Below are 24,177 nucleotides of genomic sequence, written 5' to 3'. Positions count from 1 at the left end.
CATTACTCCTCGACGTGAACGCTGTCCAGGTAAGTGCGCACGGCCCACAGGGCTTCCTGACTCAGGTAATCGGCCATCTTCGGCATGTACACCCGGCCGTCCCTTACGGCGCCGTTGCGGACCCGTTCGACGAACCATTCATCACCGGCCTCGCCGACATCGAGCATGCGCAAATCGGGGGCGATGCCGCCAGACTTGGCTTCGAGACCATGACAGGCCGCGCAGTTCTGGTTGTACGCCGATGAGCCGATTTCCACGGCTTTGTCGTGCTCAGGCGTCGTACGGTAAGGGTTTACCGCCGCCCAGCCATCGCCATCAACCTGCACACCGGCGTCCTTGATCGGGGTCAGGCCCTTGGTTTCGACGGCTTGGGGTACCACGTTGCCGTGGGCCCAGGCGGAACCTGCACTGATAAAGCCGGCCAGCAGTCCGGCAACGAGCAAGGCGTTGCGTTTTGTTGTCATTGTTATGCCCTCAGGATTGCACGCAAAACCTCTTGGCAGAGGCTATGGCAACCATCTTAGGAAGCGTTTCGCGCAAGCCCCATGCTGCTTTGGTGGCCGCCACGCAGTACCTTGGTAGTAGGGCTTGTGGCGCACACCTAAATCAGGTGCCGCATGGGAAATCTTCCCGGCATCAGCGGGACTTTTTCCGTATTCGCCACCCCGTCGGACGCACCACCCTGTGCAGGCCAAAAACTCCACTGGGAACTGCAACCATGACAATAAGATCGCTACCCGCCCTTTCCCCTTTGACCCTCGCCATGCAAGCCTTTTTGCTGGTGAGCAGCCTGTCCCTGAGCGCTGCCGGCCAAGCCGCGACCGAACCTGCCTCGCCGACGCACAACGTGAGTTGGGAAGACATTGCCAACGATCACCTGACCACCAAGGATGTCCTGCAATACGGCATGGGCACCAACGCCCAGCGCTGGAGCCCGTTGGCCCAGGTCAACGACAAGAATGTGTTCAAACTGACGCCCGCCTGGTCTTATTCGTTTGGCGATGAGAAGCAGCGCGGCCAGGAATCCCAGGCCATCGTCAGTGACGGCGTGGTGTACGTCACCGGTTCGTATTCGCGGGTATTTGCCCTCGACGCCAAGACCGGCAAACGTCTGTGGACCTACAACCATCGCCTGCCGGACAACATTCGTCCGTGCTGCGATGTGGTCAATCGCGGGGCGGCGATTTATGGCGACAAAATCTACTTCGGCACCCTCGACGCCCGGTTGATCGCGCTGGACAAAAACACCGGCAAAGTGGTGTGGAACAAGAAGTTCGGCGACCACGCCGCCGGTTACACCATGACCGGCGCCCCGGTGCTGATCAAGGACAAGACCAGCGGCAAGGTGCTGCTGATCCATGGCAGCTCCGGCGATGAATTCGGTGTGGTCGGGCAACTCTATGCCCGCGACCCGGACACCGGCGAAGAAGTGTGGATGCGGCCTTTCGTCGAAGGTCACATGGGCCGCTTGAACGGCAAGGACAGCACCCCGACCGGCGACGTCAAGGCGCCGTCCTGGCCGAACGATCCGACCACCGAAACCGGCAAGGTCGAAGCCTGGAGTCACGGCGGCGGCGCCCCTTGGCAGAGCGCCAGTTTCGATCCGGAAACCAACACCATCATCGTCGGCGCCGGCAACCCCGGCCCGTGGAACACCTGGGCGCGCACCGCTAAGGATGGCAACCCGCACGATTACGACAGCCTCTACACCTCGGGCCAGGTCGGCGTCGACCCGAGCACCGGCGAGGTGAAATGGTTCTATCAGCACACGCCGAACGATGCCTGGGATTTCTCCGGTAACAACGAGCTGGTGCTGTTCGACTACAAGGACAAGGACGGTAAAACGGTCAAGGCCACCGGCCACGCGGACCGCAACGGTTTCTTCTACGTGGTCGACCGCAACAACGGCAAATTGCAGAACGCCTTCCCCTTCGTCGACAACATCACTTGGGCCAGCCACATCGACCTGAAGACCGGGCGACCGGTCGAAAATGAAGGCCAGCGTCCGGCCAAACCGCTGCCGGGCGAAACCAAAGGCAAACCGGTTGAAGTGTCGCCGCCGTTCCTTGGCGGCAAGAACTGGAACCCGATGGCCTACAGCCAGGACACCGGGTTGTTCTACATTCCGGGCAACCAGTGGAAAGAGGAATACTGGACCGAAGAGGTCAACTACAAAAAAGGCTCGGCGTATCTGGGCATGGGTTTCCGCATCAAGCGGATGTACGACGATCACGTCGGCACCTTGCGCGCGATGAACCCGACCACGGGCAAAGTGGTGTGGGAGCACAAGGAACACCTGCCGTTGTGGGCCGGTGTGCTGGCGACCAAGGGCAACCTGGTGTTCACCGGCACCGGCGACGGTTTCTTCAAGGCCTTCGACGCGAAAACCGGCAAGGAGCTGTGGAAGTTCCAGACCGGTAGCGGCATCGTTTCGCCGCCGATCACCTGGGAACAGGACGGCGAGCAGTACATCGGCGTGACCGTCGGGTATGGCGGCGCGGTGCCGTTGTGGGGCGGCGACATGGCCGAGCTGACCAAACCGGTGGCTCAGGGCGGGTCGTTCTGGGTGTTCAAGATTCCGAGTTGGGATAGCAAGGTGGCGAAGAAGTAACACGCCTACCCCCTGTGGTGAGTGGGTCCCTGAGGTGAGTGAGGCCCTGTGGCGAGGGGGTTTACCCCCTCGCCACAGGAATCAACCTGGCCACAGTTTTGTGTGTATCCCGCCGCCCTCCACGCTCCGAGGACCTGCCATGAACTATCTATCTCTACTGCTATTGCTCACTGCCCTTCCGGTTTTCGCCGATGACGGCGAAGATGCCCCACTGATCATCAACGGCTGCACCATCGCCGAACACAGCCCCTGCCCCGGTGCCAATCTCAAAGGCGCCAACCTGAGCAATCAGGACCTGCGCAACATGAACCTCAGCGGCGCCGACCTGCGCAATGCCGATTTGCGTCACGCCCGCCTCGACCTCGCCAATCTGGAAAAAGCCCAGCTGCAAGGCGCCAACCTGACCCGGGCCAGCCTGCAACAGAGCAACCTGCGTCTGGCCGATTTCACCGGCGCGACGCTGATGGCGATTCAAGGTTGGGGAATGTTCGCCCAAGGCGCGCAATTCGAGAACGCCAACCTCAGCGGCGCCTATCTGCAATTCGCCCGGCTCTCCGGGGCCAAACTGCACAACGCCAACCTGCGGGCGGCCGACCTGGAGATGACCTGGTTGAGCAAGGCTGATCTCAAAGGCGCGGATCTCGGCGATGCCAATCTGCAGGAAGCCAAGTTTGGCGAAAGCAACCTGGAGCAAGCGAACCTCGACGGCTCACGCCAGCATTATGCGAATTTTCAGGATGCGAATATGGAGGGGTGCAACGGGTGCCCGACCACCTGGGACAAATGATCTGAAGGCAACACCTCCCCCTGTAGGAGCGAGCTTGCTCGCGATTAACCTGAGAGCGCCATGGGGTTTCAGACTGCCAGCGTTATCGTTGACGAGCATCGCGAGCAAGCTCGCTCCTACAGGGTTCTGCGGTGGATTGATCACCTCGCCTTTCGCACCACGCCCATATCAATCCCCAGATGCACCAGCTCGGCATGGGAGCTGACTTGCAATTTGCTCTTGAGCAAGGTCAGGTGATTGGAGACGGTCTTGCTGCTGATGCTCAGTTGCTCGGCAATCAACCGGGCCGGGGTGCCTTTGGCGAGCATCACGAAAATCTCCAGTTCTCGTTGAGTCATGCTCTGCAAACGCGGATCGCTGGCGTCCTGTTGCGGGTGACAGACCAGTTGCGTGGCCAGCGGTTGTTCGATGTAGGCGTGACCGGCGAGGATGCGCCGCACGGCCTCGATCAACACATCCGGCGCCGAGCTTTTGGTCAGGTAGCCCGAGGCGCCCGCATCCAGTGCCTGGCGCACCAACGGCAGCTCATCGTGCATGCTGAAAAACAGCACGCGCAATTGCGGCAGGCGCTGTCGCAGGCGACGCGTGGTTTCCAGCCCGCTGATCCCCGGCAAACCGAAATCCATAATCACCAGGTTGGGCACGGCTTCCTGGACCCTGATCAGCGCTTCTTCACCCGTCGCGGCTTCACGCACTTCCATCGCCGGCAGCAACGCTCGCAACAAACTCGCATAGCCCTGACGGACCACCGCATGGTCATCCACCAGCAGAATATTCATGACGCCTCCAAAGGCATGCTCAAGGACAGCGCCCAACCGGCGCCGGGGTGGCTGATGATGCGCAGCTCGCCGCCCAGACTGCGGGCGCGCTCGAACATTGAGTACAAACCGACACCCGGCCGCTGTGGCTGGCGAGCACCGCAACCGTTGTCACGCACCAGCAAGCGCAACTGCCCGCTGCGACGGTGCAGGCGCACTCGTACCTCGCTGGCACCGGCGTGGCGGGCGACGTTGGTCAAGGCTTCCTGCAACAGGCGGTAGAGATGGGTCTTGTTTGGCGCGGACAACGACGGCAAGTGCCCGCTGACCCATAACCGGCAATCGATCCCTTGTCGGGCTTGCCATTGTTCCACCAGCAACCCGAGGGCTTCGGCCAGCGGCAGGTGCTGCAACACCACCGGATAGAGGTCGTGCACCAGCGCTCTGAAACCTTGTTGCAGGTGTTCGCAGTTGTGCTCCAGCTCACGCACCGTGCGCTCTACGGTGTCAGGTTGATCGGCGACCAACCGCAAAAGGCAGGCCTGCGCCCGAATCCCCGCGAGGTATTGGCCTAGATCGTCGTGCAGGGTCTGCGCCAGATGAGTGCGTTCCTGCTCCTGCACCGCCAGCAAGGTCTGGGTCAGTTGCGTGTTGTCGGCACGCGCCTGTTCCAGTGCTTCGGTCATGCGATTGAAATGCGCCGCCAGTTGCCGCGCTTCCGGCAGCCCTTGCGCACGCAATCGCACCTTGAGCTGGCCGCCGGAGACCTGCCGTAACGCACGCAGCAACTCGTCGAGCAGGCCCATGCCCCGGCGCACGGCCCAGCGGATGGTCAACAGACTCAACAACAACGCCACGCCACACAGACTCAGCAGCTGTTGAACGGAGTCCCAGACTTCGTCGATTTCATCCCGTGGATCGACTGTGATCTGTACGCGCCGGCCATCCTGCAAATCCAGCACCCGCGCGTGGTGCCGGGCTTCGGCGAACAACAGTCGCCCGAGCCAGGCGTCGAGCCCGTCCTGCGTCGAAGGGTGTGCAGCCTCGCCCGGTTCGAGCCAGCGCACCCGCACGTGACGCAGACTTTGCGTCAGCCGTGGTTGCAGGCTGACGGGATCACGCTCGGCGGTTTCGCTCAAGTATTCGACCACCGCCTCAGCGGATTGCAGCTCACGCTCCACATCCGCCAGCGCCTGATGCACCAGTAACCCCATGCACGCCAGGGTGACCAGGGCGAAAAATCCGCAGACCCAGAGGTTGATTCGCCACAGCGCTGACACGCCTAGCGCCCCGGTGTCGCGGGTAAGACCGGCAGCAACGCGGGGCGCGGGCCGTGGAGCTTGTCGACGCCGATCAGACTCAGGATCAGCAGCAAGGGCAGGAGCAGCGCTTTGAGAATACGCATGGTCGATCTCCTCCAGAGTGATGGCCGTTGTTGTCCATGCTAAAACCGCGCCGCCCTCGGCGAGTTACTACCTTGGTACTGCCTCACTGGTACTTTCTGCATATTTCATCCTGCCCTCAGGCTTCCTATGCTGGCGCTAACCGTCATGGAGTGCCTTATGCGCCAGCTCGCCCCTTACGCCCTGACCTACCTGTTGGCGATTGCCTGCGCCGCGGGGCTGGCGACCCAAAGTCAGGCGGCCGACGCACCGCTGCAGGTGCAGATCGGCTACCTGGGTTATCGCCCTGACCCGGGACCGCTACTGTCCAACGTGATTCCTGAACCGGTCGATGCCGGGCTGCGGGGCGCTGAACTGGCGATCACCGACAGCAACAGCACCGGGCGTTTTCTCAATCACAGTTACAGCCTGGCCAGCGTCAACGCCGACAGTCCGGAGGCCTTGCTTGAAGCGGCCAAGGCTCAACACGCGCAAGGTCTGCGCCTGTTCGTGGTGAACGCGCCAGTGGCCAGCCTGCGCCAACTCAGCGCCGCCCTGCCTGACAGTTTGCTGTTCAACGCTGGCAGCCCGGATGACAGCCTGCGCACCACCGACTGCTTGCCGAACGTGCTGCACACGCTGCCGAGCCGGGCGATGCTGGCCGATGCACTGGCGCAGTTTCTGGTGGTGCGCAAATGGCAGCGGGCGCTGTTGATCGTCGGCCCGACCGCTGACGATCAAGCCTATGCCGCCGCCCTGCGCCGCGCGGCGAAGCGCTTCGGCGTGCAACTGGTCGCGGAAAAAACCTGGAGTTTCGATAACGACCAGCGCCGCAGCGCCCAGGCCGACATGCCGCTGTTCACCCAGACCGCCGAGTACGACGTGGTGCTGGTGGCCGATGAACGCGGAGACTTTGGCGAATACGTGCCCTACCAGACCTGGTATCCGCGCCCGGTGGCCGGCACTCAGGGCCTGACCCCGGTGGGTTGGCACAAGACCGTGGAAACCTACGGCGCCGCACAATTGCAAAAACGCTTCGAAGCCATGGCCGGACGCCGGATGAACGACCGCGACTTTGCCGCGTGGATGGCCGTGCGCAGCATCGCCAGCGCCGTGAGCAAACTGCGTCAGACCGACCCGATGGCGATCCGTACGCTGGAAATCAGCGATCAATTGCCACTCGATGGCTTCAAGGGTCGCAAGCTCAGTTATCGCCCGTGGAACGGCCAGTTGCGCCAACCGATCCCCATCGTCCAGCCGCGGGCGCTGGTCAGTACCTCGCCGCAGGACGGCTTTCTGCACCCTTTCAACGAAATGGACAGCCTCGGTTACGACAAGCCCGAGGTCAGCTGCCGCTTTCCCTGATATTCCACAACAATAAGGAATCTGCCATGCGCCGCACCCTGCTCTCATGCGCCCTGCTGCTCGCTGCCGGGCACGCCGCGGCCAGCACCGCCTGGGTCTCGAACGAGAAAGACAACAGCCTCAGCCTGATCGACCTGCAGACCTTGCAAGTCACCGACACCCTGCCCGTCGGCCAGCGCCCTCGCGGTCTGTTGCTGTCCCACGACAGCAAGCTGCTGTACATCTGCGCCAGTGATTCGGACCGGGTGCAGGTGATGGACGTCGCCACGCGCAAGATCATCAAGGAACTGCCTTCGGGCAAGGACCCCGAGCAATTCGCCCTGCACCCGAACAATCGCTGGCTCTACGTTTCCAACGAGGACGATGCGCTGGTGACGGTGATCGACACCGAAACCTCCAAGGTGCTGAGCCAGATCAACGTCGGCGTCGAACCCGAAGGCATGGCCGTCAGCCCCGACGGCAAATGGGCAGTGAACACCAGTGAAACCACGAACATGCTGCACTGGATCGACACCAGCACCCAGACCCTGGCCGACAGCACGCTGGTGGACCAGCGACCGCGTTTTGTCGAGTTCGCGCCTGATGGTTCGAAGCTCTGGGCCTCGGCGGAAATCGGCGGCACGGTGACCATTCTCGACGTCGCGACCCGCCAGGTGCTCAAGACCCTGACCTTCCAGATCAAAGGCGTACACCCGGACAAGGTGCAGCCGGTGGGCATCAAACTCAGCGCCGACGGCAAGTATGGTTTCGTCGCGCTCGGCCCGGCCAATCATGTGGCGGTGATCGATGCCAAAACCTTCGAAATCCTCGACTACCTGCTGGTCGGCCGACGTGTCTGGCAGATGGCGTTTACCCTGGATCAGAAGCAATTGCTGGCGACCAATGGTGTCAGCGGAGACGTGTCGGTGATCGATGTCGACAGCCTCAAAGTCACCAAATCGGTGAAGGTCGGGCGCTATCCGTGGGGCGTGGTGGTGACGCCATGAACGCACTGGAAGTCAGCGACCTGAGCTTTGCCTACGGCACGCGAGAGGCGTTGCGCCAGGTAAGTTTCTGCCTGGAGCCGGGGCGTTTCGCGGCGCTGCTGGGGCCCAACGGTGCAGGAAAATCGACCCTGATCGCGCTGCTTACCCGGCTCTACGATTTGCAGCGTGGCGATATCCGCGTCGGCGGCTGTTCGCTGCGTAATGCGCCGCGCCCGGCGCTGAGGCAATTGGGTGTGGTGTTCCAGCAAAGCACCCTGGACCTGGACCTCAGCGTCGAGCAGAACCTGCGGTATCACGCCGCGCTGCATGGGATGTCGCGGCGCCAGACCAGCCTGCGGGTCGACGCCGAACTGGCGCGGCAAACGCTGACCGAACGCCGGCGCGAGCGAGTGCGCGAACTGAATGGCGGACATCGTCGCCGGGTGGAAATCGCCCGCGCGCTGCTGCATGAGCCCCGCCTGCTGCTGCTCGACGAGGCGAGCGTCGGCCTCGACCCGGCCAGTCGCCTGGCGCTCAATCAACGAATCCGCAATTTGTGCCGCGAGCAACACATCAGTGTGCTCTGGACCACCCATTTACTGGATGAAGTGCAGCCCAGCGATGATTTGCTGATTCTTCATCAAGGGCATCTGGTCGCCAGTGGACAAGCCGACGCCCTGAGCCTCGAACACGGTGGCGACCTCGGTTGCGCCTTCGCTCGCCTGACGACCTCTGGAGCCACCCGATGAATGCTTACTGGCAATGTTTCAGCGGCATCGTGCTGCGCGAATGGCTGCGTTTTGTGTTGCAACGCACGCGGTTTCTCAGTGCACTTGTCCGGCCGTTGCTGTGGCTACTGGTGTTCGCAGCCGGTTTTCGTGCGGCCCTGGGCATTGCCATTATCGAGCCCTACGACACGTACATCCCTTATGAGGTCTACATCATCCCTGGCCTGGCCTGCATGATTCTGCTGTTCAATGGCATGCAAGGTTCATTGTCGATGGTCTACGACCGGGAAATGGGCAGCATGCGCGTGTTGCTGACCAGCCCCCTGCCCCGGACCTTTCTGCTGTGCAGCAAACTGTTGGCAACGTCGTTGATTTCGCTGTTGCAGGTGTATGCCTTTCTGGCGATTGCCTGGGTGTACGGCGTGCAACCACCGGCCATGGGACTGTTGATCGCCTTGCCGGCGTTGTTGCTGGTGGCGTTGATGCTCAGCGCGCTGGGCCTGTTGCTGTCGAATGCCATCCGTCAGCTGGAAAACTTCGCCGGGGTGATGAATTTCGTGATCTTCCCGTTGTTCTTCCTGTCCTCGGCGTTGTATCCGCTGTGGAAGATGCGCGAGTCCAGCGAGTGGTTGTTCTGGTTGTGTGCGTTGAACCCGTTTACCCATGCGGTGGAGCTGGTGCGGTTTGCGCTGTATGAACGTTTTAATCCGTTGGCGCTGGGGGTATGTGCGGGGCTGACATTGCTGTTTGCCCTGCTCGCCGTGCTTACCTTCAACCCGCAACACGCCGCCTTGCGCAAAGCTAACTAACCACCCATCCCCCTGTGGGAGCGGGCTTGCTCGCGAAAGCGGCCGCCCAGTCGACAAAGATGTTGCCTGAAACTACGCCTTCGCGAGCAAGCCCGCTCCCACAGGGGATCGTCGTTGAATACAAGACAGGTGTAGGACGCAGCACCCGTAAAACAAACAAAATTACTACTTTAGTACTGGTTTTCCTGTCTATCGTCGCATTCCCAACGCACCGAGACTGGCATGTAATGGGCTCATAACTATAAGGACTCAACCCATGCCGCGTGCCCGACGTGTTCTGCTGCGCCCTTCCCTCGCCGTGTTTTCGCTGAGCCTGCTGCTGGGCGTCGCACACGCTGACACACCGCTGTTCTCCGCCGAAGGCTATCGCATCGGCCTCTACCGCAGTCCGACCCCGAATCAACTGCAAGGCGCGTCCATCATCGATACGCCGGCCCTGCAAACCCTGCTCAGCCAGACACCCCGTCCGGTGCTGATCGACGTGTATCGCCGTCAATGGCTGCAAGGGCGCTTCATCGAAGACGAGCCCCATGAGAACCTGCCCGGCAGTCATTGGCTGGCCAATACCGGCGATGGCGACCTGACGCCCGACTGGCAGGGCTATTTTGCGCGTAACCTGAACGCATTGACCGCGGGCGATCTTGCGCAACCGCTGGTCTTCTACTGCCGCTCCGATTGCTGGTTGAGCTGGAACGCGGTGAAGCGCGCCGCCGCCATGGGCTATAAGACTCTGTATTGGTATCGCGACGGCCTGGATGCCTGGCAAGCGGCGAACCTGCCCGTGACGCCCGCCCGGCCCGAACCCTTTCCCTGACCTTTACGCGTGCGTGTTGTTGCCACACCATAATCAAAATAATGAGGTGAAAGGCTATGTACAAAATTCTGATTGCCGACGATCACCCGCTGTTTCGCGAAGCTATTCATAACGTCATCAGCGATGGTTTCCCGGGCAGCGAGGTCATGGAAACCGCTGACCTCGACAGCGCCCTGGCGCTGACTCAGGAACATGACGACCTGGACCTGATCCTGCTCGACCTGAACATGCCGGGGATGCACGGCCTCAATGGCCTGATCAACCTGCGCAACGAGGCGCCGACCATCCCGGTGGTGATCGTCTCCGCCGAGCAGGACAAACAGATCGTGCTGCAAGCCATCACCTATGGTGCGGTGGGTTTCATCACCAAATCCTCGCCGCGGGTGCAAATGACCGAGGCGATCCAGCAGATTCTCAACGGCAACGTCTACCTGCCGCCGGACATCATCCGCACGCAAAAAAGCGGCACCCACCGCCGGATGAACGATAACCCGAGTTTCCCGCCGGAACTGCTCCAGGCCCTGACGCGCAAGCAGTTGCTGGTGCTGGAACGCATGACCAAAGGCGAGTCGAACAAACAGATCGCCTACACCCTGGAAATCGCCGAAACCACGGTCAAGGCCCACGTTTCGGCGATCCTGCGCAAACTCAACGTGCACAACCGGGTGCAGGCGATCCTGAGTGCCGGGGATATTGATTTCGGCTCTTATCTGCGGCGTTGATTCTGGTACACCGAGTCGCCCCCATCGCGGGCAAGCCCGCTCCCACAGGTTTTGCAGTGTTCAAACAAACTATGTTCCAACACAAACCCTGTGGGAGCGGGCTTGCCCGCGATGGGGCCTTTGAATTCACCGCAAGACTCAAGGCCTTCCGAGCAGGTGACTCATCGCCGTCTTCAGCTTCATCGGCCGCACCGGTTTGTGCATCAAGGTGTGCCCCAACTCACGAATCTGCACTTTGAGCTCATTGCTGTAGTTGGCGGTGATCATCATCGCCGGAATGGCTGAACCGCGCCGGGCGTTGATCCGGGCCACCGCATCCACACCGTTCTGCTCGTCATCCAGGTGATAATCGGCAATCAGCAAATCCGCTTCGGCGTGATAGTTGTCCACTTGCCGCGCCAGGTCCTGCTCCGACAGCGCCGTCACCACCAGGCACCCCCAACCTTCCAGCAACGTACGCATGCCGGCACAAATCGCCGCGTCGTTGTCCAGCACCCACACCCGCGCGCCGCGCAGACGCTCGAGCATCGGCTCACTCATCAGCAGGCTCGGCAGTGCCTTGGGTGCCGTCGCGCTCAGCGGCACTTCGACGGAAAACATCGAGCCCTTGCCCGGCCACGAACGCACGTGAATACGGTGCCCGAGAATCCCGGCAATTTTCTCGACAATCGCCAGCCCGAGGCCCAGGCCGCGGTCCTGGTCCGGACGCTGCACATCACCGCGCTTGAACTCCTGGAAAATCTCTTCCAGGCGGTTGTCCGCAATGCCCATGCCGCTGTCCCAGACCTCGATCGACAGGCGTTGATGATGACGCCGGCAACCGAGCACCACCCGGCCGCCGTAGGTATAGCGAATCGCGTTGCTCAACAGGTTGCGCAGGATCCGCGCGAGCAATTGAATGTCGCTGCGCACCAGCGCCGAACACCCGATGAAGTGCAACTCAAGCCCTTCGCTGCGTGCCACCTGGGTGTACTCGGCGGCGAGGTTTTCCAGCAGTTCGCTCAACGCGAACGGCGCAATGTCAGCCTTGATCACCCCGGCATCGAGTTTGGAAATATCCACCAGGGTGCCCAGCAGGTTTTCCACGTCTTCCAGGGAATTACTGACATTGCGCACCAGAATCTCGTTGGCCACCGGTTCCCGGCGTTCGAGCAAGGCACTGGTAAACAGCCGCGCGGCATTCAGTGGCTGCAACAAGTCATGGCTGACGGCGGCAAGAAATTTGGTCTTCGACAGGTTGGCCTGTTCGGCGTCGAGCTTGGCTTCGCGCAGGCGTGATTCCACGCGCCGGCGTTCATCGATCTCGCGCAGCAGCTGCTCATTGAGAGTGGTCAGCTCCGCCGTACGCTCACGGACCCGCAGCTCAAGGTTTTGATACGCCTGGTGCAGTGCCTCGGCGGTGCGGCGGCGCTCGGTGATGTCGCGGATCAATACGAAAATCCCCACCACCTCCCCGGTGGCCAGCCGATTCGGCACATAGGAGCGCAGCATGTAGCGCTCCTGATTATTGATGTTGGTTTCGGCAAACTCGAACGTCACGCTTTCACCGGCCAATGCCCGGGCCACGTAGGCCTCCAGCCGCTGATAGTGTTGCTCGCTGTGCACCTCGCGCAGGCTCTGCCCGAGCATCACGCCGCGAGGCCAGCAGTACCATTCTTCATAAACCTTGTTGGTGAACTCGTAGACCAGATCGGCATTGAGGTAGGCGATCAGCGCCGGTACGTGGTCGGTGATCAGGCGAATCCAGCGCTCGCTTTCGCTCAGCGCTTCGGCGTGCTGGTAGCGCTCGGTGATGTCGGTGAAGGTGTTGACGAAGCCGCCGGTGGGCAACGGATGCGTGCGAATTTCCAGGACCCGACCATCGTAAAGACGCTGCTCGCATTCCTGCACCGGGCGCCCGTTGCCGTCGCGGCTGGCGGGGGTCAGCAGGTTCAACTCGCTGTCGGCGATCACTTCAGCGAACGGCCGGTGCGCCGCCACGGGTGCAAGGCCGCTGAGCTCGAGAAAACGCCGGTTCCACAATTCCAGTATGCCTTCGGCATTGACCATCGCCACGCCCTGGGACAGGTTGTCGACCGCCCGTTGCAGCAAATGGGATTTCTGCGCCACCGCCTGCTCGCGGCGCACCGTCTCGCTGAGTTTGACGTCGGTGATGTCGGTGAACAGGATCACCCGCCCGCCCTCTTGCGTCGGCCGTTCGCTGACTTGCAGCCAGCGACCGTTCTGCAGGCGAAACAACAGGTTTTCGTCGGCCTGACCGCGCGGTTCTTCGGTGAACAGCCCGGTGGCGATCATCAGCCGCTTGACTTCGGCCAGGCGCATGCCGGCGTTGATCCGCACCCGACTGTTGCCCCAGAACGCCTTGAAGCGGCTGTTGAACAGCACGATTCGCTGGTCGGCATCGAACAGTACAAAAGCGTCGGAAATGCTCTCGATGGCATCGATCAGATGTTGATGCGCGGTTTCTGCACGCAAGCGCGCTTCGCTGAGCAAATGATTGCCCGACTTGAGTTCGGCCATGGCCTGGTTCAAGGCGTCGGTGCGCTCACGCACCTGTTCGGCCAGCACCACCGAATGCTGGAACGCCGCGTAGGGATCGTTGCCGCGGGTGATACCGGATTCGATCCGTTCGATCAGCGCGCCATTGATGCGCTGCAGTTTCTGGTTTTCGTGTCGCAGGCTGGCGACTTGGGCCTGAAGCTCAACGATGTCCAGGGGACCGGCCTCGGGCAATGGCAACCCCGGTGAAGGTCTGGTTGATGTGCATGCCATTGAACTGTTCTCCGTAGGTGTTGAAACCCATCACCCGCTGGTCTCGCAAAAACGTACCGATCTGCTCCAGGCTGCCGCCGTCCTCCAGTTCCAGGCGCCTGAGAAAACAATCGCAGCCGATGGTCAGCAACAGGTCACCGAGACGTTCCTGCAAGCCCTCGAACAGATTCTGCAGGTTCGGCAGCATCGGGCCGGGCGTCATGACCGTGAGGACGATGCCGTTTTCCACCGCACAGTAGAAACTCAGGCTCAGGTCCGGATGCACCTGCTGGATCGCCCGTACGTAGTACTGATCGTTGATCCGCACCGCTAGCGGGTGTGCGGCGAAGACCCGGTGATCGAGCTCAGCCACGGGCACGCCGATGTGCCGGGCGTACTCCTCGGCGGCGGGTTCGGCATTCAGTTCGAAAACCCGGCGCGAAGCGCTGTCGGCCCCGGTGACGACCAGTTTTTCCGCCCGCGGCAGGATGTGGTGGGTGGTGAAGACTTCGAAATCCAGCCAGGTGTTGACCAGCACCACCACCGCCGCGCCGCTGTGGAACTCGCCATTGAAATAGACGTGGGTATGGGTCAGGTAATTGTCGTCGCCGGCCGAACCGCCGAAATGCGGGATGTCGCCCAATGCCGCGCTCAGCGCCGCGAGGACCATTTCTTCACGACTGGATAAACCGTCAAGCAGGGTCAGGGCAAAGCTGTTGCCCTTGATCGGCGCCAGGGTGTTGCTGCGACAGCCACTGACCAGACGCTCGACCATTTGCTGAGCGTCAATCAGGCTGAATCGCTCCATCTCGTCGATCAGTTCGGCGTCGATGGAAAAATGCCGATGGTCGAAACCGACTGCCGTCACGCAGTTGCGACCGTAGCCCAACGGGGTGATTTCGCCCGCGCTGGTGCAGCCGACCAGGCGAATGCCGCCGAAGCTTTGTTGCAAGGCCTGACCCAGCGCCTGCAAGTCGTACTCGGCGGAACAGAAAAACAACACGAACCCCAAATGCGGATGCAATAGCTGCCGCGCCAGTTCCTGAGCCACCTGTTCGGCATCGGTCGACTGGGACATTGCACTGACGACACCTTCGCTCTGAACCTGCTGCATCGTCGCCTCCCGCAGGTGCGCATGTATGAGGTTGGAGTGTACGAAGGCTATGGGCTGCTACGTATGCTACTTGGGTAGCGGTCAGGCGGTTCGATGGGATGAGTACAATTGTGAGTTCGAACCCTTGTGGCGAGGGGACTTGTCGGAACGCCGCATCGCCCCGTTGGACTGCGCAGCAGGCCCCTGCGGTCGATGCGCAACCAAAGGGGTCCGCTGCGCGGCCCAACGGGGACAAGTCCCCTCGCCACAGGTGATTTAAGTGCGGTTACCAGGTCAGCACCGCCCCCACTGCAAAGGTGTCGGTGTCTTCGTTCTGCGCGCTGGTGTCGTGGCCGTTGATTTCGAACTGGTTGTACTCGGCCACCAGCTTCAGGTTGTCGTTGACGTCATGAAACAGCGCAATGCCGCGAGTCTCGTAGTCCGCGCCGCTGCCGACCACACCGTTGCCATCGTCCTTGGTCTTGCCGTAGGACAAGGCCAGGCGGTTTTTCCCCAGTTTGTAGGAGCCCTGCAACAGGTAACCGTCGCTGTCGACGTTGCGCAAAGTCGGTTCGCCAGCGTTGTTGGTGAAGAACGGGTTGATGCCCTTGGCCTGAAAGCCGGAACCGGTCAGCGACAACCCGCCCATTTTCGCCTGAACGCCGTAACCCACACCTTTGGACGTGACGGATTGAACCGTAGCGTCGGTATTGTCCGAGGTCTGGTAGCTGCCGTTGACCCAGCTGTAAATCTTCGCCCCGGCAACATCGAACTGATAGGTGATCTCGCTCTCGGTCCGCGGATTCTCCTGATAGGCCTTGCCCGTCGGACTGCTGTCGTTGGTGTCCACCGGGTCCATGATCCCCACCGCCACCCGCAAGCCGTCCATCACCGGGGTGCGGTAGGTAATCTGCGAGGTCGGGAACGGGTACGGATAACCGCTGCCGATGTTGCCGAACGACACCCCGCCACCATCCACCAACCCCAGGGTATCGCTGACCTGACCGTAACCGGCGAGCAATTCATCCAGCAGGATGTTGGAACGGGCAAACAGGCCGAAGTCCTTGCCGATCAGCACTTCGCCCCATTCCGGGTTGGCCACCGTGCCGTAGAACTGCCGCACATCGATGGCCGTGTCGGTGCCGTTGGTTTCGCTGTCGTTGATCGTCACCCAGAACGACGCCCGGGCGCCGAGCTTCAGACATCGACCTGCTTGCCCATGTTGAAGCCCAGGTAGTTGGGCAGGAAGCCCATTTTGACCCGCGCCTGTCGACGATCGTATTGATCACCGGCACGGTCCACATCGCTGTTCACATAAAACGCGTTGATGTAGCCATCGGTGGAAAAGGTGGTCTGGTCCTTGTCGTACAGCATGATCTCGGCTTCGGCCATCGAGCTCAAACCGAGGGTCGACAGGCTGGCGATCAAGGCTGGCAAGTAACGATGCTTGAAATTCTTATTGTTGTGCATGAAGCGCTCCGCAGCGGGGGACTGGATGTCGGAGGCGATTATCGAAAGCAGACCGGCGGCGTCATACGCTGCCTTGGAGGTGGTTTTGAAGTGCTTTGGCGTGGCGGGTGGCGTGCAGCAAGTTCGACGTAAGACCGGGCCACGACGAGGGCCCGGAACTTAGGGTGTAAGACGGCTAGACGCCGGCTTTGAACAGCATGTAGGCAGCGACCACGACGCAGACGCTGGCGAAGCCGATCTGCAGGGCCCGGGCCGGGACTCGGGCGCAAAGCTGTCGGCCAATGATCATGCCGACAACACTTGCGACAATGAACGACACGCCCAGCCCATCGATCCGCACCCCGGCTTGAAACGCACCGATCACGCCGATGGCGGAAATCAGGCTGATCACCATCAGGGACGTCGCCACGATCCCGCGCATCTGCACATCGGTCAGTTGTTTGAACGCCGGGACGATCAGGAACCCGCCACCGACCCCGAGCAACCCGGAAACAACGCCGGTCACCGCACCGAGTGCCGCCAGGGTCGCAGTGCATTTGGCGGTCCAGGAAAAGCGACCGGTCTGTTGATCGAGCATGCAGTTTTTCTGGCCCCAGTTGGCGTGGCCGTGATCACTCGGGCCTTCGTCCTGGCGCTCGCGGCGCAGCATTCGCCAGGCCACCATGACCATCAGCAGGCTGAACAGAATCATCAGGATTTTTTCCGGCAACTGATGGGCAAAGTAGATGCCGACCGGTGAAAAGATCGCCCCCAGCAATGCAATCAGCAGCGCCGCGCGATAGCGCACCAGGCCATGGCGCAACCCGTCAATCGCCCCGACCGCCGCCGCGCTTCCCACTGCAAACAAGGCGACGGGCGCCGCCTGCGTCATGGTCAAACCCAACCCCAGCACCAGGGCCGGAACAGCAAGAATGCCGCCACCGGCACCGGTCAATCCGAGGACCAGGCCCATGACCACACCAAAAAAACTAGCCAGCAACATAGAACCCCATGACAAAAGCCGGGTACGCCCGGTATCGATGAGTGACAGGATAGAGCCCGCACGGTTTTTTACATCAATTGAATTGTTGTAGGGCTGGTCAGCGCAGGGAAAATCACACTACCCTCAAGGCCTGTCCCAAAAGAAACGGCCACCATGCCCGCCTTGATTGAAGCCTTCCTCGACCCTGCCTCGTCGACTTACAGTTACGTGATCTACGAAGCCGACGGCGGCCAGTGTGCGATCGTCGACCCGGTGCTTGATTACGACCCGGCTGCCGGGCGCACCGCCACCACCCAGGCGGATAAAATCATCGCCTTCGTCCGCGAACACCACCTGCACGTGCAATGGCTGCTGGAAACCCACGCCCATGCCGATCACCTGTCCGCCGCCCCTTATCTGCGCCGGGAACTGGGCGGCAGGATTGCGATTGGCCAGTCGATCAGCAAGGTCCAGGGGGTATTCAAAAACCTGTTCAACCTTGAGCCGGAATTTGCGGTAGACGGTTCGCAATTCGATCATCTGTTCGCCCCGGACGAATCGTTCATGATCGGTAACCTCAAGGCCACGGCCCTGCATGTGCCCGGTCATACCCCGGCGGACATGGCTTATTTGATCGGCGGCGACCTGATTCTGGTGGGCGACACGCTGTTCATGCCCGACGTCGGCACCGCGCGCTGCGACTTCCCCGGCGGCGATGCCAGTCAGTTGTTTGCCTCGATCCGGAAGTTGCTGGCCTTTCCGGCTAGCGTCAGCCTCTACGTCTGCCACGATTACCCGCCCGAAGGCCGCGAACCCCGGTGCATGGCAACGGTCGGCGAGCAGCGCAAAAGCAACGTCCACGTTCGCGACGGAATCGATGAAGCGGCGTTCGTCGCGATGCGCACCCAGCGTGATGCGGGGTTGGGCATGCCGACGTTGCTGCTGCCGGCGATTCAGGTGAACGTGCGGGCGGGGAATTTGCCGCCGGCGGAAGAGAATGGCGTGACGTACCTGAAGATCCCTTTGAACAAGCTCTAACCTGTAGGAGCGAGGCTTGCCCGCGAAAGCGGTGCGCCAGTCGACATGAATGGTGAATGTGACGGCCTCTTCGCGGGCAAGCCTCGCTCCTACAGGGACCAGGGCGGTTATGCGAGGGTCAACCCATTCGCCGGCAACGGCAGCGCGGTTTTATAACGCACCTGCTTCAGCGCAAAGCTCGAACGGATGTTGGCCACACCGGGGACCTTGGTGAGGAAGTCCATCATGAAGCGTTCCAGCGACTGAATGGTCGGTACCAGCACCCGGATCAGATAGTCAGGATCCCCTGCCATCAAATAGCACTCCATCACTTCCGGGCGATCCGAGATCGCTTCTTCGAAATGGTGCAACGCCTCCTCCACCTGTTTTTCCAGGCTGACGTGAATGAACACGTTCACATGCAGCCCCAGCAGATCGGCATCCAGCAGCGTCACCTGCTCGCGAATCAGGCCCAATTCTTCCATTGCCTTGACCCGGTTGAAGCACGGCGTCGGCGACAGGTTCACCGAGCGCGCGAGGTCGGCATTGGTGATGCGCGCGTTCTCCTGAAGGCTGTTGAGAATGCCGATGTCGGTACGGTCCAGTTTGCGCATGAGACAAAACCACCTGTTTTTTATGTTTATGCAGATTTTTTATCCTCAAATGATCTCGAGCGCAACGAAACAGAGAGAAATATTCTTCTTGGCCGGGCCTATGATTGTTGTAGGACAAGATTTCCTCCACAGAGGAATGACGGTCAGCTCACTACAAGAAATTCACAAGATCGAGCGTAGAAGCCATGAACCAAGCGTACGAACCGCTGCGCCTGCACGTTCCCGAACCTTCGGGCCGCCCAGGCTGCAAAACCGACTTCTCCTACCTGCGTCTGACCGACGCCGGCACGGTGCGCAAACCCGCCATTGACGTAGAACCCGCCGACACGGCCGACCTGGCCAAGGGCCTGATTCGCGTGCTCGATGATGAGGGCAATGCTCTCGGTCCATGGGCCGAAGGCGTCCCGGTCGAGATCCTGCGTAAAGGCATGCGCGCCATGCTCAAGACGCGGATCTACGACAACCGCATGGTCGTCGCCCAGCGCCAGAAGAAAATGTCCTTCTACATGCAGAGCCTTGGCGAAGAGGCCATCGGCAGCGGCCAGGCCCTGGCCTTGAACGTCGATGACATGTGCTTTCCGACCTACCGTCAGCAAAGCATCCTGATGGCACGCGAAGTGCCGCTGGTGGATCTGATCTGCCAACTGCTGTCCAACGAGCGCGATCCGCTCAAAGGCCGTCAGTTGCCGATCATGTATTCGGTCAAGGATTTCGGTTTCTTCACTATTTCCGGCAACCTCGCGACCCAATTCGTACAGGGCGTGGGTTGGGGCATGGCCTCGGCGATCAAGGGCGACACCAAAATCGCCTCGGCCTGGATCGGCGACGGCGCCACCGCTGAATCCGACTTCCACACCGCCCTCACCTTCGCCCACGTCTACCGCGCGCCGGTGATCCTCAACGTGGTCAACAACCAATGGGCGATCTCCACGTTCCAGGCGATTGCCGGCGGTGAAGCGACCACGTTCGCCGGTCGTGGCGTTGGTTGCGGCATTGCCTCCCTGCGGGTCGATGGCAACGATTTTGTCGCGGTCTACGCCGCCTCTGCCTGGGCCGCCGAACGCGCCCGCCGTAACCTCGGCCCGACCATGATCGAATGGGTCACCTACCGCGCCGGCCCGCACTCGACTTCCGATGATCCGTCCAAATACCGTCCTTCCGACGACTGGAGCTACTTCCCGTTGGGCGACCCGATTGCTCGCCTCAAGCAGCATCTGGTGAAAATCGGCCACTGGTCCGAAGAGGAACACGTCGCCGTCAGCGCCGAACTGGAAGCTGAAGTGATCGCCGCGCAGAAAGAAGCCGAGCAGTACGGCACCCTCGCCGGCGGACAGATTCCGAGCGCCGCGACCATGTTCGAAGACGTCTATAAAGAGATGCCGGAGCACTTGAAGCGCCAGCGTCAAGAGTTGGGGATCTGACATGAACGATCACAACAATAAAATCGAGTTGGAAACCGCCATGACCACGACCACCATGACCATGATCCAGGCCCTGCGCTCGGCCATGGATGTGATGCTTGAGCGTGACGACAACGTCGTGGTGTTCGGCCAGGACGTGGGTTATTTCGGCGGCGTGTTCCGCTGCACCGAAGGCCTGCAGAACAAGTACGGCACCTCCCGGGTGTTCGACGCACCGATCTCCGAAAGCGGCATCGTCGGTGTTGCCGTGGGCATGGGCGCCTACGGTCTGCGCCCGGTCGCCGAGATCCAGTTCGCCGATTACGTCTACCCGGCGTCGGACCAGATCATTTCCGAAGCCGCCCGCCTGCGTTATCGCTCGGCCGGCGAGTTCACCGCACCGATGACCCTGCGCATGCCTTGCGGCGGCGGCATCTACGGTGGCCAGACGCACAGCCAGAGCATCGAGGCGATGTTCACCCAGGTCTGCGGCTTGCGCACGGTCATGCCGTCCAACCCGTATGACGCCAAAGGTTTGCTGATCGCCTCCATCGAAAACGATGACCCGGTGATCTTCCTCGAGCCAAAACGCCTGTACAACGGCCCGTTCGACGGCCACCACGACCGTCCGGTAACTCCGTGGTCGAAGCACCCGTCCGCGCAAGTTCCGGACGGCTATTACACGGTGCCGCTGGACGTTGCGGCCATCGCGCGTCCCGGTAAGGACGTGACCATCCTGACCTACGGCACCACGGTGTACGTGTCGCAAGTCGCCGCTGAAGAAACCGGGATCGACGCTGAAGTCATCGACCTGCGCAGCCTGTGGCCGCTGGACCTGGAAACCATCGTCAAGTCGGTGAAGAAAACCGGCCGCTGCGTGATCGTTCACGAAGCGACCCGCACTTGCGGTTTCGGTGCCGAACTGGCGGCGTTGGTGCAAGAGCATTGCTTCCACTACCTGGAAGCGCCGATCGAACGCGTCACCGGTTGGGACACCCCCTACCCGCACGCGCAAGAGTGGGCGTATTTCCCTGGCCCGACCCGTGTGGGCGCGGCTTTGCATCGGGTTATGGAGGTCTGAATGGGCACGCACGTTATTAAAATGCCGGACATTGGTGAAGGCATTGCAGAAGTTGAACTGTCGGTGTGGCACGTCAAGGTTGGCGACATGGTCGTTGAAGATCAGGTGTTGGCCGATGTGATGACCGACAAGGCGATGGTCGACATCCCTTCGCCGGTGAACGGCAAGGTGATTGCGCTGGGCGGCGTGCCCGGCGAAGTCATGGCGGTGGGCAGTATCCTGATCAGCATCGAAGTCGAAGGCGCGGGCAACGTTAAAGAGTCGGCTCAGCCTGTGGTTGCTGCCGTGAAAGAAGCACTGGCGCCGAAAGTCGAAGCCGTTGCAGAAAGCAAACCAGCCCCTGCTGCAGCACCGCGAGCGGCCGTATGCCAAGGCCCGATGGTGGCTCGCGAGGCCGATGAACGCCCGCTGGCCTCCCCGGCCGTGCGTAAACATGCACTCGATCTCGGCATCCAGTTGCGCCTGGTGCGTGGTACCGGCCCTGCCGGTCGCGTGCTGCACGAAGACCTCGACGCCTATCTGGCGCAAGGTCAGTCGAATGCATCGACCACCACCGCCGCGTACGCACAGCGTAATGACGAAGAACAAATCCCGGTCATCGGCATGCGTCGCAAGATTGCCCAGCGTATGCAGGACGCCACTCAACGCGCTGCTCACTTCAGCTATGTCGAAGAAATCGACGTTACTGCCGTGGAAGAATTGCGCGCACACCTGAACGAAAAACACGGCGCGACCCGCGGCAAGCTGACACTGCTGCCGTTCCTCGTCCGCGCGCTGGTCGTCGCCCTGCGCGACTTCCCGCAGATCAACGCCCGTTACGACGACGAAGCCCAGGTCATCACCCGTCTTGGCGCGGTGCATGTCGGCATTGCCACCCAGGCCGACATCGGTTTGATGGTGCCGGTGGTGCGTCACGCTGAGGCTCGCAGTCTGTGGGACAACGCTCAGGAAATCTCCCGGCTGGCCACCGCCGCGCGCACTGGCAAGGCCGCCCGCGATGAACTGTCCGGCTCGAGCATCACCCTGACCAGCCTTGGTGCCCTGGGCGGTATCGTCAGTACGCCAGTGTTGAACCTGCCGGAAGTGGCCATCGTCGGCGTCAACAAAATCGTCGAACGCCCGATGGTGGTCAAAGGCCAGATCGTGATCCGCAAGATGATGAACCTCTCCAGCTCCTTCGATCACCGCGTGGTCGATGGCATGGACGCGGCGCAATTCATCCAGGCCGTTCGTGGCCTGCTCGAACAACCCGCCACCCTGTTTGTGGAGTAAGGCATGCAATCTTTAAACACCACACTGCTGATCATCGGCGGCGGCCCTGGCGGTTATGTGACGGCGATTCGTGCTGGCCAACTGGGCATTTCGACCATTCTGGTGGAAGGCGAATCCCTGGGCGGTACGTGCCTGAACATCGGCTGCATTCCGTCGAAGGCGTTGATCCACGTTGCCGAGCAGTTCCATCAGACTCAGCAACACAGCAAACACTCGGCATTGGGCATCAGCGTTTCCGCACCGACCCTCGACATCAGCAAAAGCGTCGAATGGAAGGACGGCATCGTTGATCGCCTGACCACGGGCGTTTCGGCGCTGATGAAGAAACACAAGATTCAGGTAATCAAAGGCTGGGCCAAGGTCATCGACGGCAAGACCGTTGAAGTCGGCGATACGCGGATTCAGTGCGAACACTTGGTGCTCGCCACCGGATCGAAAAGCGTCAACCTGCCGATGCTGCCGATTGGCGGACCGATCATCTCCTCAACCGAAGCCCTGGCGCCGACGTCGGTGCCGAAACGGCTGGTCGTGGTCGGTGGCGGTTACATCGGCCTGGAACTGGGGATTGCCTATCGCAAACTGGGTGCCGACGTCAGCGTGGTCGAGGCGCAGGATCGTATCCTGCCAGCCTACGACGCCGAACTGACCCAGCCTGTTCATGATGAACTGAAGAAACTCGGCATGAAGCTTTACTTGAAACACAGCGTTCAAGGCTTTGATTCTTCTAGTAATACACTGCAAGTTCTGGAACCGGGTGGCGATACCCTGAATCTGGAAACGGATCAGGTGCTGGTGGCCGTCGGTCGCAAACCGAACACCCAGGGCTGGAACCTCGAAGCGCTGAATCTGGACATGAACGGCCCGGCGATCAAGATCGACAACCGTTGCCAGACCAGTATGCGTAACGTCTACGCCATCGGCGACCTGAGCGGCGAACCGATGCTTGCGCACAGGGCCATGGCTCAGGGCGAGATGGTCGCCGAGTTGATCAGCGGCAAGACCCGCGAATTCAACCCGACCGCTATCGCCGCCGTGTGTTTCACCGACCCGGAACTGGTGGTGGCCGGCAAGACCCCGGACGACGTCAAGGCGGCGGGTCTGGACTGCATCGTCTCGAGCTTTCCGTTCGCGGCCAATGGCCGGGCGATGACGCTGGAGTCGAAAAGCGGCTTCGTGCGGGTCGTCGCTCGTCGGGACAATCATGTGATTGTTGGCTGGCAGGCTGTTGGCGTGGGTGTTTCGGAGTTGTCGACCGCGTTTGGCCAGAGCCTGGAAATGGGCGCCCGGCTGGAAGACATCGCCGGCACGATTCACGCGCATCCGACCTTGGGTGAAGCGGTGCAGGAAGCGGCGTTGCGTGCTTTGGGGCATGCACTGCATATGTGATTCCGGGAGATTGATCGCGATAGTGACGGCCCCTTCGCGAGCAAGCCCGCTCCCACACTGGATCTGCGGTGTTTGCAGGCTCCAGGGCAAACAGAGATCAATGTGGGAGCGGGCTTGCTCGCGAATTCTCAAGGGCGACAGCATTTATATGCCAATCACCCGATAGTCCGGGCTGCGAAATGGGTCCGGAA

The 24,177-nt window shown here is 61.2% G+C and carries 21 protein-coding genes and 2 pseudogenes; 13 read left to right on the top strand and 10 right to left on the bottom strand.

Translation table 11 applies throughout. The features are described from left to right. Nucleotides 1–2: 2 nt before the first annotated feature. Entirely contained in the window at nucleotides 3–464 is a 462-nt protein-coding gene (gene pedF / locus J2Y86_RS01615; protein ID WP_253427610.1) for a cytochrome c-550 PedF, read from the bottom strand. 254 nt (nucleotides 465–718) lie between these two features. On the opposite strand from pedF, the gene exaA reads away from it, so the two are divergent. Further along, entirely contained in the window at nucleotides 719–2,611 is a 1,893-nt protein-coding gene (gene exaA / locus J2Y86_RS01610) for a quinoprotein ethanol dehydrogenase (protein ID WP_253427609.1), read from the top strand. Between the two features lie 139 nt (nucleotides 2,612–2,750). Then, nucleotides 2,751–3,398: a pentapeptide repeat-containing protein gene (locus tag J2Y86_RS01605; protein WP_253427608.1), complete on the top strand. Its 648-nt coding sequence runs from the start codon at nucleotides 2,751–2,753 to the stop codon at nucleotides 3,396–3,398. A 21-nt stretch (nucleotides 3,399–3,419) separates the two neighbouring features. Here J2Y86_RS01605 and J2Y86_RS30310 read toward each other — a convergent pair. The 4 genes and pseudogenes from J2Y86_RS30310 to J2Y86_RS30150 form a co-directional block, all read right to left on the bottom strand. Further along, nucleotides 3,420–3,497, bottom strand: a pseudogene (locus tag J2Y86_RS30310) (outer membrane lipoprotein carrier protein LolA); the annotation flags it as partial. Nucleotides 3,498–3,538: 41 nt separating this feature from the next. Next, a complete protein-coding gene (locus tag J2Y86_RS01600; RefSeq protein WP_253427607.1) occupies nucleotides 3,539–4,177 on the bottom strand; it encodes a response regulator in 639 nt (212 codons plus the stop codon). After that, nucleotides 4,174–5,436: a sensor histidine kinase gene (locus J2Y86_RS01595; protein WP_253427606.1), complete on the bottom strand. Its 1,263-nt coding sequence runs from the start codon at nucleotides 5,434–5,436 to the stop codon at nucleotides 4,174–4,176. Before J2Y86_RS01595 ends, J2Y86_RS01600 begins: the two co-directional genes overlap by 4 nt. A gap of 2 nt (nucleotides 5,437–5,438) precedes the next feature. Continuing rightward, nucleotides 5,439–5,561, bottom strand: coding sequence for a hypothetical protein (locus J2Y86_RS30150; protein WP_255326110.1), 123 nt, complete (start codon nucleotides 5,559–5,561; stop codon nucleotides 5,439–5,441). Between the two features lie 157 nt (nucleotides 5,562–5,718). Between J2Y86_RS30150 and J2Y86_RS01590 the strand changes: the two genes are divergently transcribed. The 6 genes from J2Y86_RS01590 to J2Y86_RS01565 all read left to right on the top strand — a co-directional run bounded on the left by J2Y86_RS01590 (nucleotide 5,719) and on the right by J2Y86_RS01565 (nucleotide 10,941). Further along, nucleotides 5,719–6,903: an ABC transporter substrate-binding protein gene (locus J2Y86_RS01590; RefSeq protein WP_253427605.1), complete on the top strand. Its 1,185-nt coding sequence runs from the start codon at nucleotides 5,719–5,721 to the stop codon at nucleotides 6,901–6,903. A gap of 26 nt (nucleotides 6,904–6,929) precedes the next feature. Then, nucleotides 6,930–7,889 (top strand): YVTN family beta-propeller repeat protein, encoded by a 960-nt coding sequence (locus J2Y86_RS01585; protein WP_253427603.1) that lies wholly within the window; start codon nucleotides 6,930–6,932, stop codon nucleotides 7,887–7,889. Next, nucleotides 7,886–8,617 carry an ABC transporter ATP-binding protein gene (locus tag J2Y86_RS01580; RefSeq protein WP_253427601.1) on the top strand — a complete coding sequence of 244 codons (732 nt, stop codon included), beginning with the start codon at nucleotides 7,886–7,888 and terminating at the stop codon, nucleotides 8,615–8,617. The genes J2Y86_RS01585 and J2Y86_RS01580 overlap by 4 nt, the downstream gene beginning before the upstream one ends. Further along, complete coding sequence (locus J2Y86_RS01575) at nucleotides 8,614–9,405, top strand: ABC transporter permease (protein WP_253427599.1); 792 nt, start codon at nucleotides 8,614–8,616, stop codon at nucleotides 9,403–9,405. The genes J2Y86_RS01580 and J2Y86_RS01575 overlap by 4 nt, the downstream gene beginning before the upstream one ends. A gap of 256 nt (nucleotides 9,406–9,661) precedes the next feature. Further along, nucleotides 9,662–10,219, top strand: a complete 558-nt coding sequence (locus tag J2Y86_RS01570; protein WP_253427597.1) for a PQQ-dependent catabolism-associated CXXCW motif protein — start codon at nucleotides 9,662–9,664, stop codon at nucleotides 10,217–10,219. A 56-nt stretch (nucleotides 10,220–10,275) separates the two neighbouring features. After that, complete coding sequence (locus J2Y86_RS01565) at nucleotides 10,276–10,941, top strand: response regulator transcription factor (RefSeq protein WP_017339466.1); 666 nt, start codon at nucleotides 10,276–10,278, stop codon at nucleotides 10,939–10,941. A gap of 138 nt (nucleotides 10,942–11,079) precedes the next feature. On the opposite strand, the gene nahK is transcribed toward J2Y86_RS01565, so the two are convergent. From nahK to J2Y86_RS01545, 4 genes and pseudogenes are all read right to left on the bottom strand, one after another. Next, on the bottom strand, nucleotides 11,080–13,674 hold the full coding sequence (gene nahK / locus J2Y86_RS01560; RefSeq protein WP_253440068.1) for a hybrid sensor histidine kinase/response regulator NahK/ErcS': 2,595 nt from the start codon (nucleotides 13,672–13,674) through the stop codon (nucleotides 11,080–11,082). Further along, entirely contained in the window at nucleotides 13,643–14,806 is a 1,164-nt protein-coding gene (gene nosP, locus J2Y86_RS01555) for a nitric oxide-sensing protein NosP (RefSeq protein ID WP_253427595.1), read from the bottom strand. The genes nahK and nosP overlap by 32 nt, the downstream gene beginning before the upstream one ends. A gap of 265 nt (nucleotides 14,807–15,071) precedes the next feature. After that, a pseudogene (locus J2Y86_RS01550) lies at nucleotides 15,072–16,255 on the bottom strand (porin). A gap of 175 nt (nucleotides 16,256–16,430) precedes the next feature. Then, nucleotides 16,431–17,237: a sulfite exporter TauE/SafE family protein gene (locus J2Y86_RS01545; RefSeq protein ID WP_253427593.1), complete on the bottom strand. Its 807-nt coding sequence runs from the start codon at nucleotides 17,235–17,237 to the stop codon at nucleotides 16,431–16,433. Between the two features lie 153 nt (nucleotides 17,238–17,390). Between J2Y86_RS01545 and J2Y86_RS01540 the strand changes: the two genes are divergently transcribed. After that, nucleotides 17,391–18,254, top strand: a complete 864-nt coding sequence (locus J2Y86_RS01540; RefSeq protein ID WP_253427591.1) for an MBL fold metallo-hydrolase — start codon at nucleotides 17,391–17,393, stop codon at nucleotides 18,252–18,254. A gap of 107 nt (nucleotides 18,255–18,361) precedes the next feature. Here the strand turns inward: J2Y86_RS01540 and bkdR are convergent, their stop codons facing one another. Continuing rightward, nucleotides 18,362–18,847: a Bkd operon transcriptional regulator BkdR gene (gene bkdR, locus J2Y86_RS01535; protein ID WP_253427588.1), complete on the bottom strand. Its 486-nt coding sequence runs from the start codon at nucleotides 18,845–18,847 to the stop codon at nucleotides 18,362–18,364. Nucleotides 18,848–19,032: 185 nt separating this feature from the next. Here bkdR and J2Y86_RS01530 point away from each other — a divergent pair, with 185 nt between their 5' ends. The 4 genes from J2Y86_RS01530 to lpdA are packed head-to-tail and all read left to right on the top strand — an operon-like array spanning nucleotide 19,033 to nucleotide 23,986. Then, the gene (locus J2Y86_RS01530) at nucleotides 19,033–20,268 is read left to right on the top strand and encodes a 3-methyl-2-oxobutanoate dehydrogenase (2-methylpropanoyl-transferring) subunit alpha (protein WP_253427586.1); all 1,236 of its coding nucleotides are present in this window, start codon (nucleotides 19,033–19,035) and stop codon (nucleotides 20,266–20,268) included. Nucleotide 20,269: 1 nt separating this feature from the next. Next, complete coding sequence (locus J2Y86_RS01525) at nucleotides 20,270–21,328, top strand: alpha-ketoacid dehydrogenase subunit beta (RefSeq protein WP_253427585.1); 1,059 nt, start codon at nucleotides 20,270–20,272, stop codon at nucleotides 21,326–21,328. Continuing rightward, nucleotides 21,329–22,600, top strand: a complete 1,272-nt coding sequence (locus tag J2Y86_RS01520) for a dihydrolipoamide acetyltransferase family protein (RefSeq protein ID WP_253427583.1) — start codon at nucleotides 21,329–21,331, stop codon at nucleotides 22,598–22,600. Between the two features lie 3 nt (nucleotides 22,601–22,603). Beyond that, nucleotides 22,604–23,986: a dihydrolipoyl dehydrogenase gene (gene lpdA, locus J2Y86_RS01515; protein WP_253427581.1), complete on the top strand. Its 1,383-nt coding sequence runs from the start codon at nucleotides 22,604–22,606 to the stop codon at nucleotides 23,984–23,986. The last annotated feature ends 191 nt before the right edge of the window (nucleotides 23,987–24,177 follow it).

Origin of the sequence: Pseudomonas migulae, assembly GCF_024169315.1 — a bacterium.
Lineage (GTDB): Bacteria > Pseudomonadota > Gammaproteobacteria > Pseudomonadales > Pseudomonadaceae > Aquipseudomonas > Aquipseudomonas migulae_B.
This window is presented reverse-complemented; position numbering and strand designations above follow the sequence as displayed.

Excerpts from the sequence above, each read along its gene's own strand:
- J2Y86_RS01575 (WP_253427599.1), top strand. The coding sequence starts at position 8,614 with ATGAATGCTTACTGGCAATGTTTCAGCGGCATCGTGCTGCGCGAATGG.
- J2Y86_RS30150 (WP_255326110.1), bottom strand. The coding sequence starts at position 5,561 with ATGCGTATTCTCAAAGCGCTGCTCCTGCCCTTGCTGCTGATCCTGAGT.
- J2Y86_RS01540 (WP_253427591.1), top strand. The coding sequence starts at position 17,391 with ATGCCCGCCTTGATTGAAGCCTTCCTCGACCCTGCCTCGTCGACTTAC.
- J2Y86_RS01590 (WP_253427605.1), top strand. The coding sequence starts at position 5,719 with ATGCGCCAGCTCGCCCCTTACGCCCTGACCTACCTGTTGGCGATTGCC.
- J2Y86_RS01525 (WP_253427585.1), top strand. The coding sequence starts at position 20,270 with ATGAACGATCACAACAATAAAATCGAGTTGGAAACCGCCATGACCACG.
- J2Y86_RS01545 (WP_253427593.1), bottom strand. The coding sequence starts at position 17,237 with ATGTTGCTGGCTAGTTTTTTTGGTGTGGTCATGGGCCTGGTCCTCGGA.
- J2Y86_RS01570 (WP_253427597.1), top strand. The coding sequence starts at position 9,662 with ATGCCGCGTGCCCGACGTGTTCTGCTGCGCCCTTCCCTCGCCGTGTTT.
- J2Y86_RS01605 (WP_253427608.1), top strand. The coding sequence starts at position 2,751 with ATGAACTATCTATCTCTACTGCTATTGCTCACTGCCCTTCCGGTTTTC.
- lpdA (WP_253427581.1), top strand. The coding sequence starts at position 22,604 with ATGCAATCTTTAAACACCACACTGCTGATCATCGGCGGCGGCCCTGGC.
- nosP (WP_253427595.1), bottom strand. The coding sequence starts at position 14,806 with ATGCAGCAGGTTCAGAGCGAAGGTGTCGTCAGTGCAATGTCCCAGTCG.
- pedF (WP_253427610.1), bottom strand. The coding sequence starts at position 464 with ATGACAACAAAACGCAACGCCTTGCTCGTTGCCGGACTGCTGGCCGGC.
- J2Y86_RS01580 (WP_253427601.1), top strand. The coding sequence starts at position 7,886 with ATGAACGCACTGGAAGTCAGCGACCTGAGCTTTGCCTACGGCACGCGA.
- exaA (WP_253427609.1), top strand. The coding sequence starts at position 719 with ATGACAATAAGATCGCTACCCGCCCTTTCCCCTTTGACCCTCGCCATG.
- J2Y86_RS01585 (WP_253427603.1), top strand. The coding sequence starts at position 6,930 with ATGCGCCGCACCCTGCTCTCATGCGCCCTGCTGCTCGCTGCCGGGCAC.
- J2Y86_RS01520 (WP_253427583.1), top strand. The coding sequence starts at position 21,329 with ATGGGCACGCACGTTATTAAAATGCCGGACATTGGTGAAGGCATTGCA.
- J2Y86_RS01530 (WP_253427586.1), top strand. The coding sequence starts at position 19,033 with ATGAACCAAGCGTACGAACCGCTGCGCCTGCACGTTCCCGAACCTTCG.
- J2Y86_RS01565 (WP_017339466.1), top strand. The coding sequence starts at position 10,276 with ATGTACAAAATTCTGATTGCCGACGATCACCCGCTGTTTCGCGAAGCT.
- J2Y86_RS01600 (WP_253427607.1), bottom strand. The coding sequence starts at position 4,177 with ATGAATATTCTGCTGGTGGATGACCATGCGGTGGTCCGTCAGGGCTAT.
- bkdR (WP_253427588.1), bottom strand. The coding sequence starts at position 18,847 with ATGCGCAAACTGGACCGTACCGACATCGGCATTCTCAACAGCCTTCAG.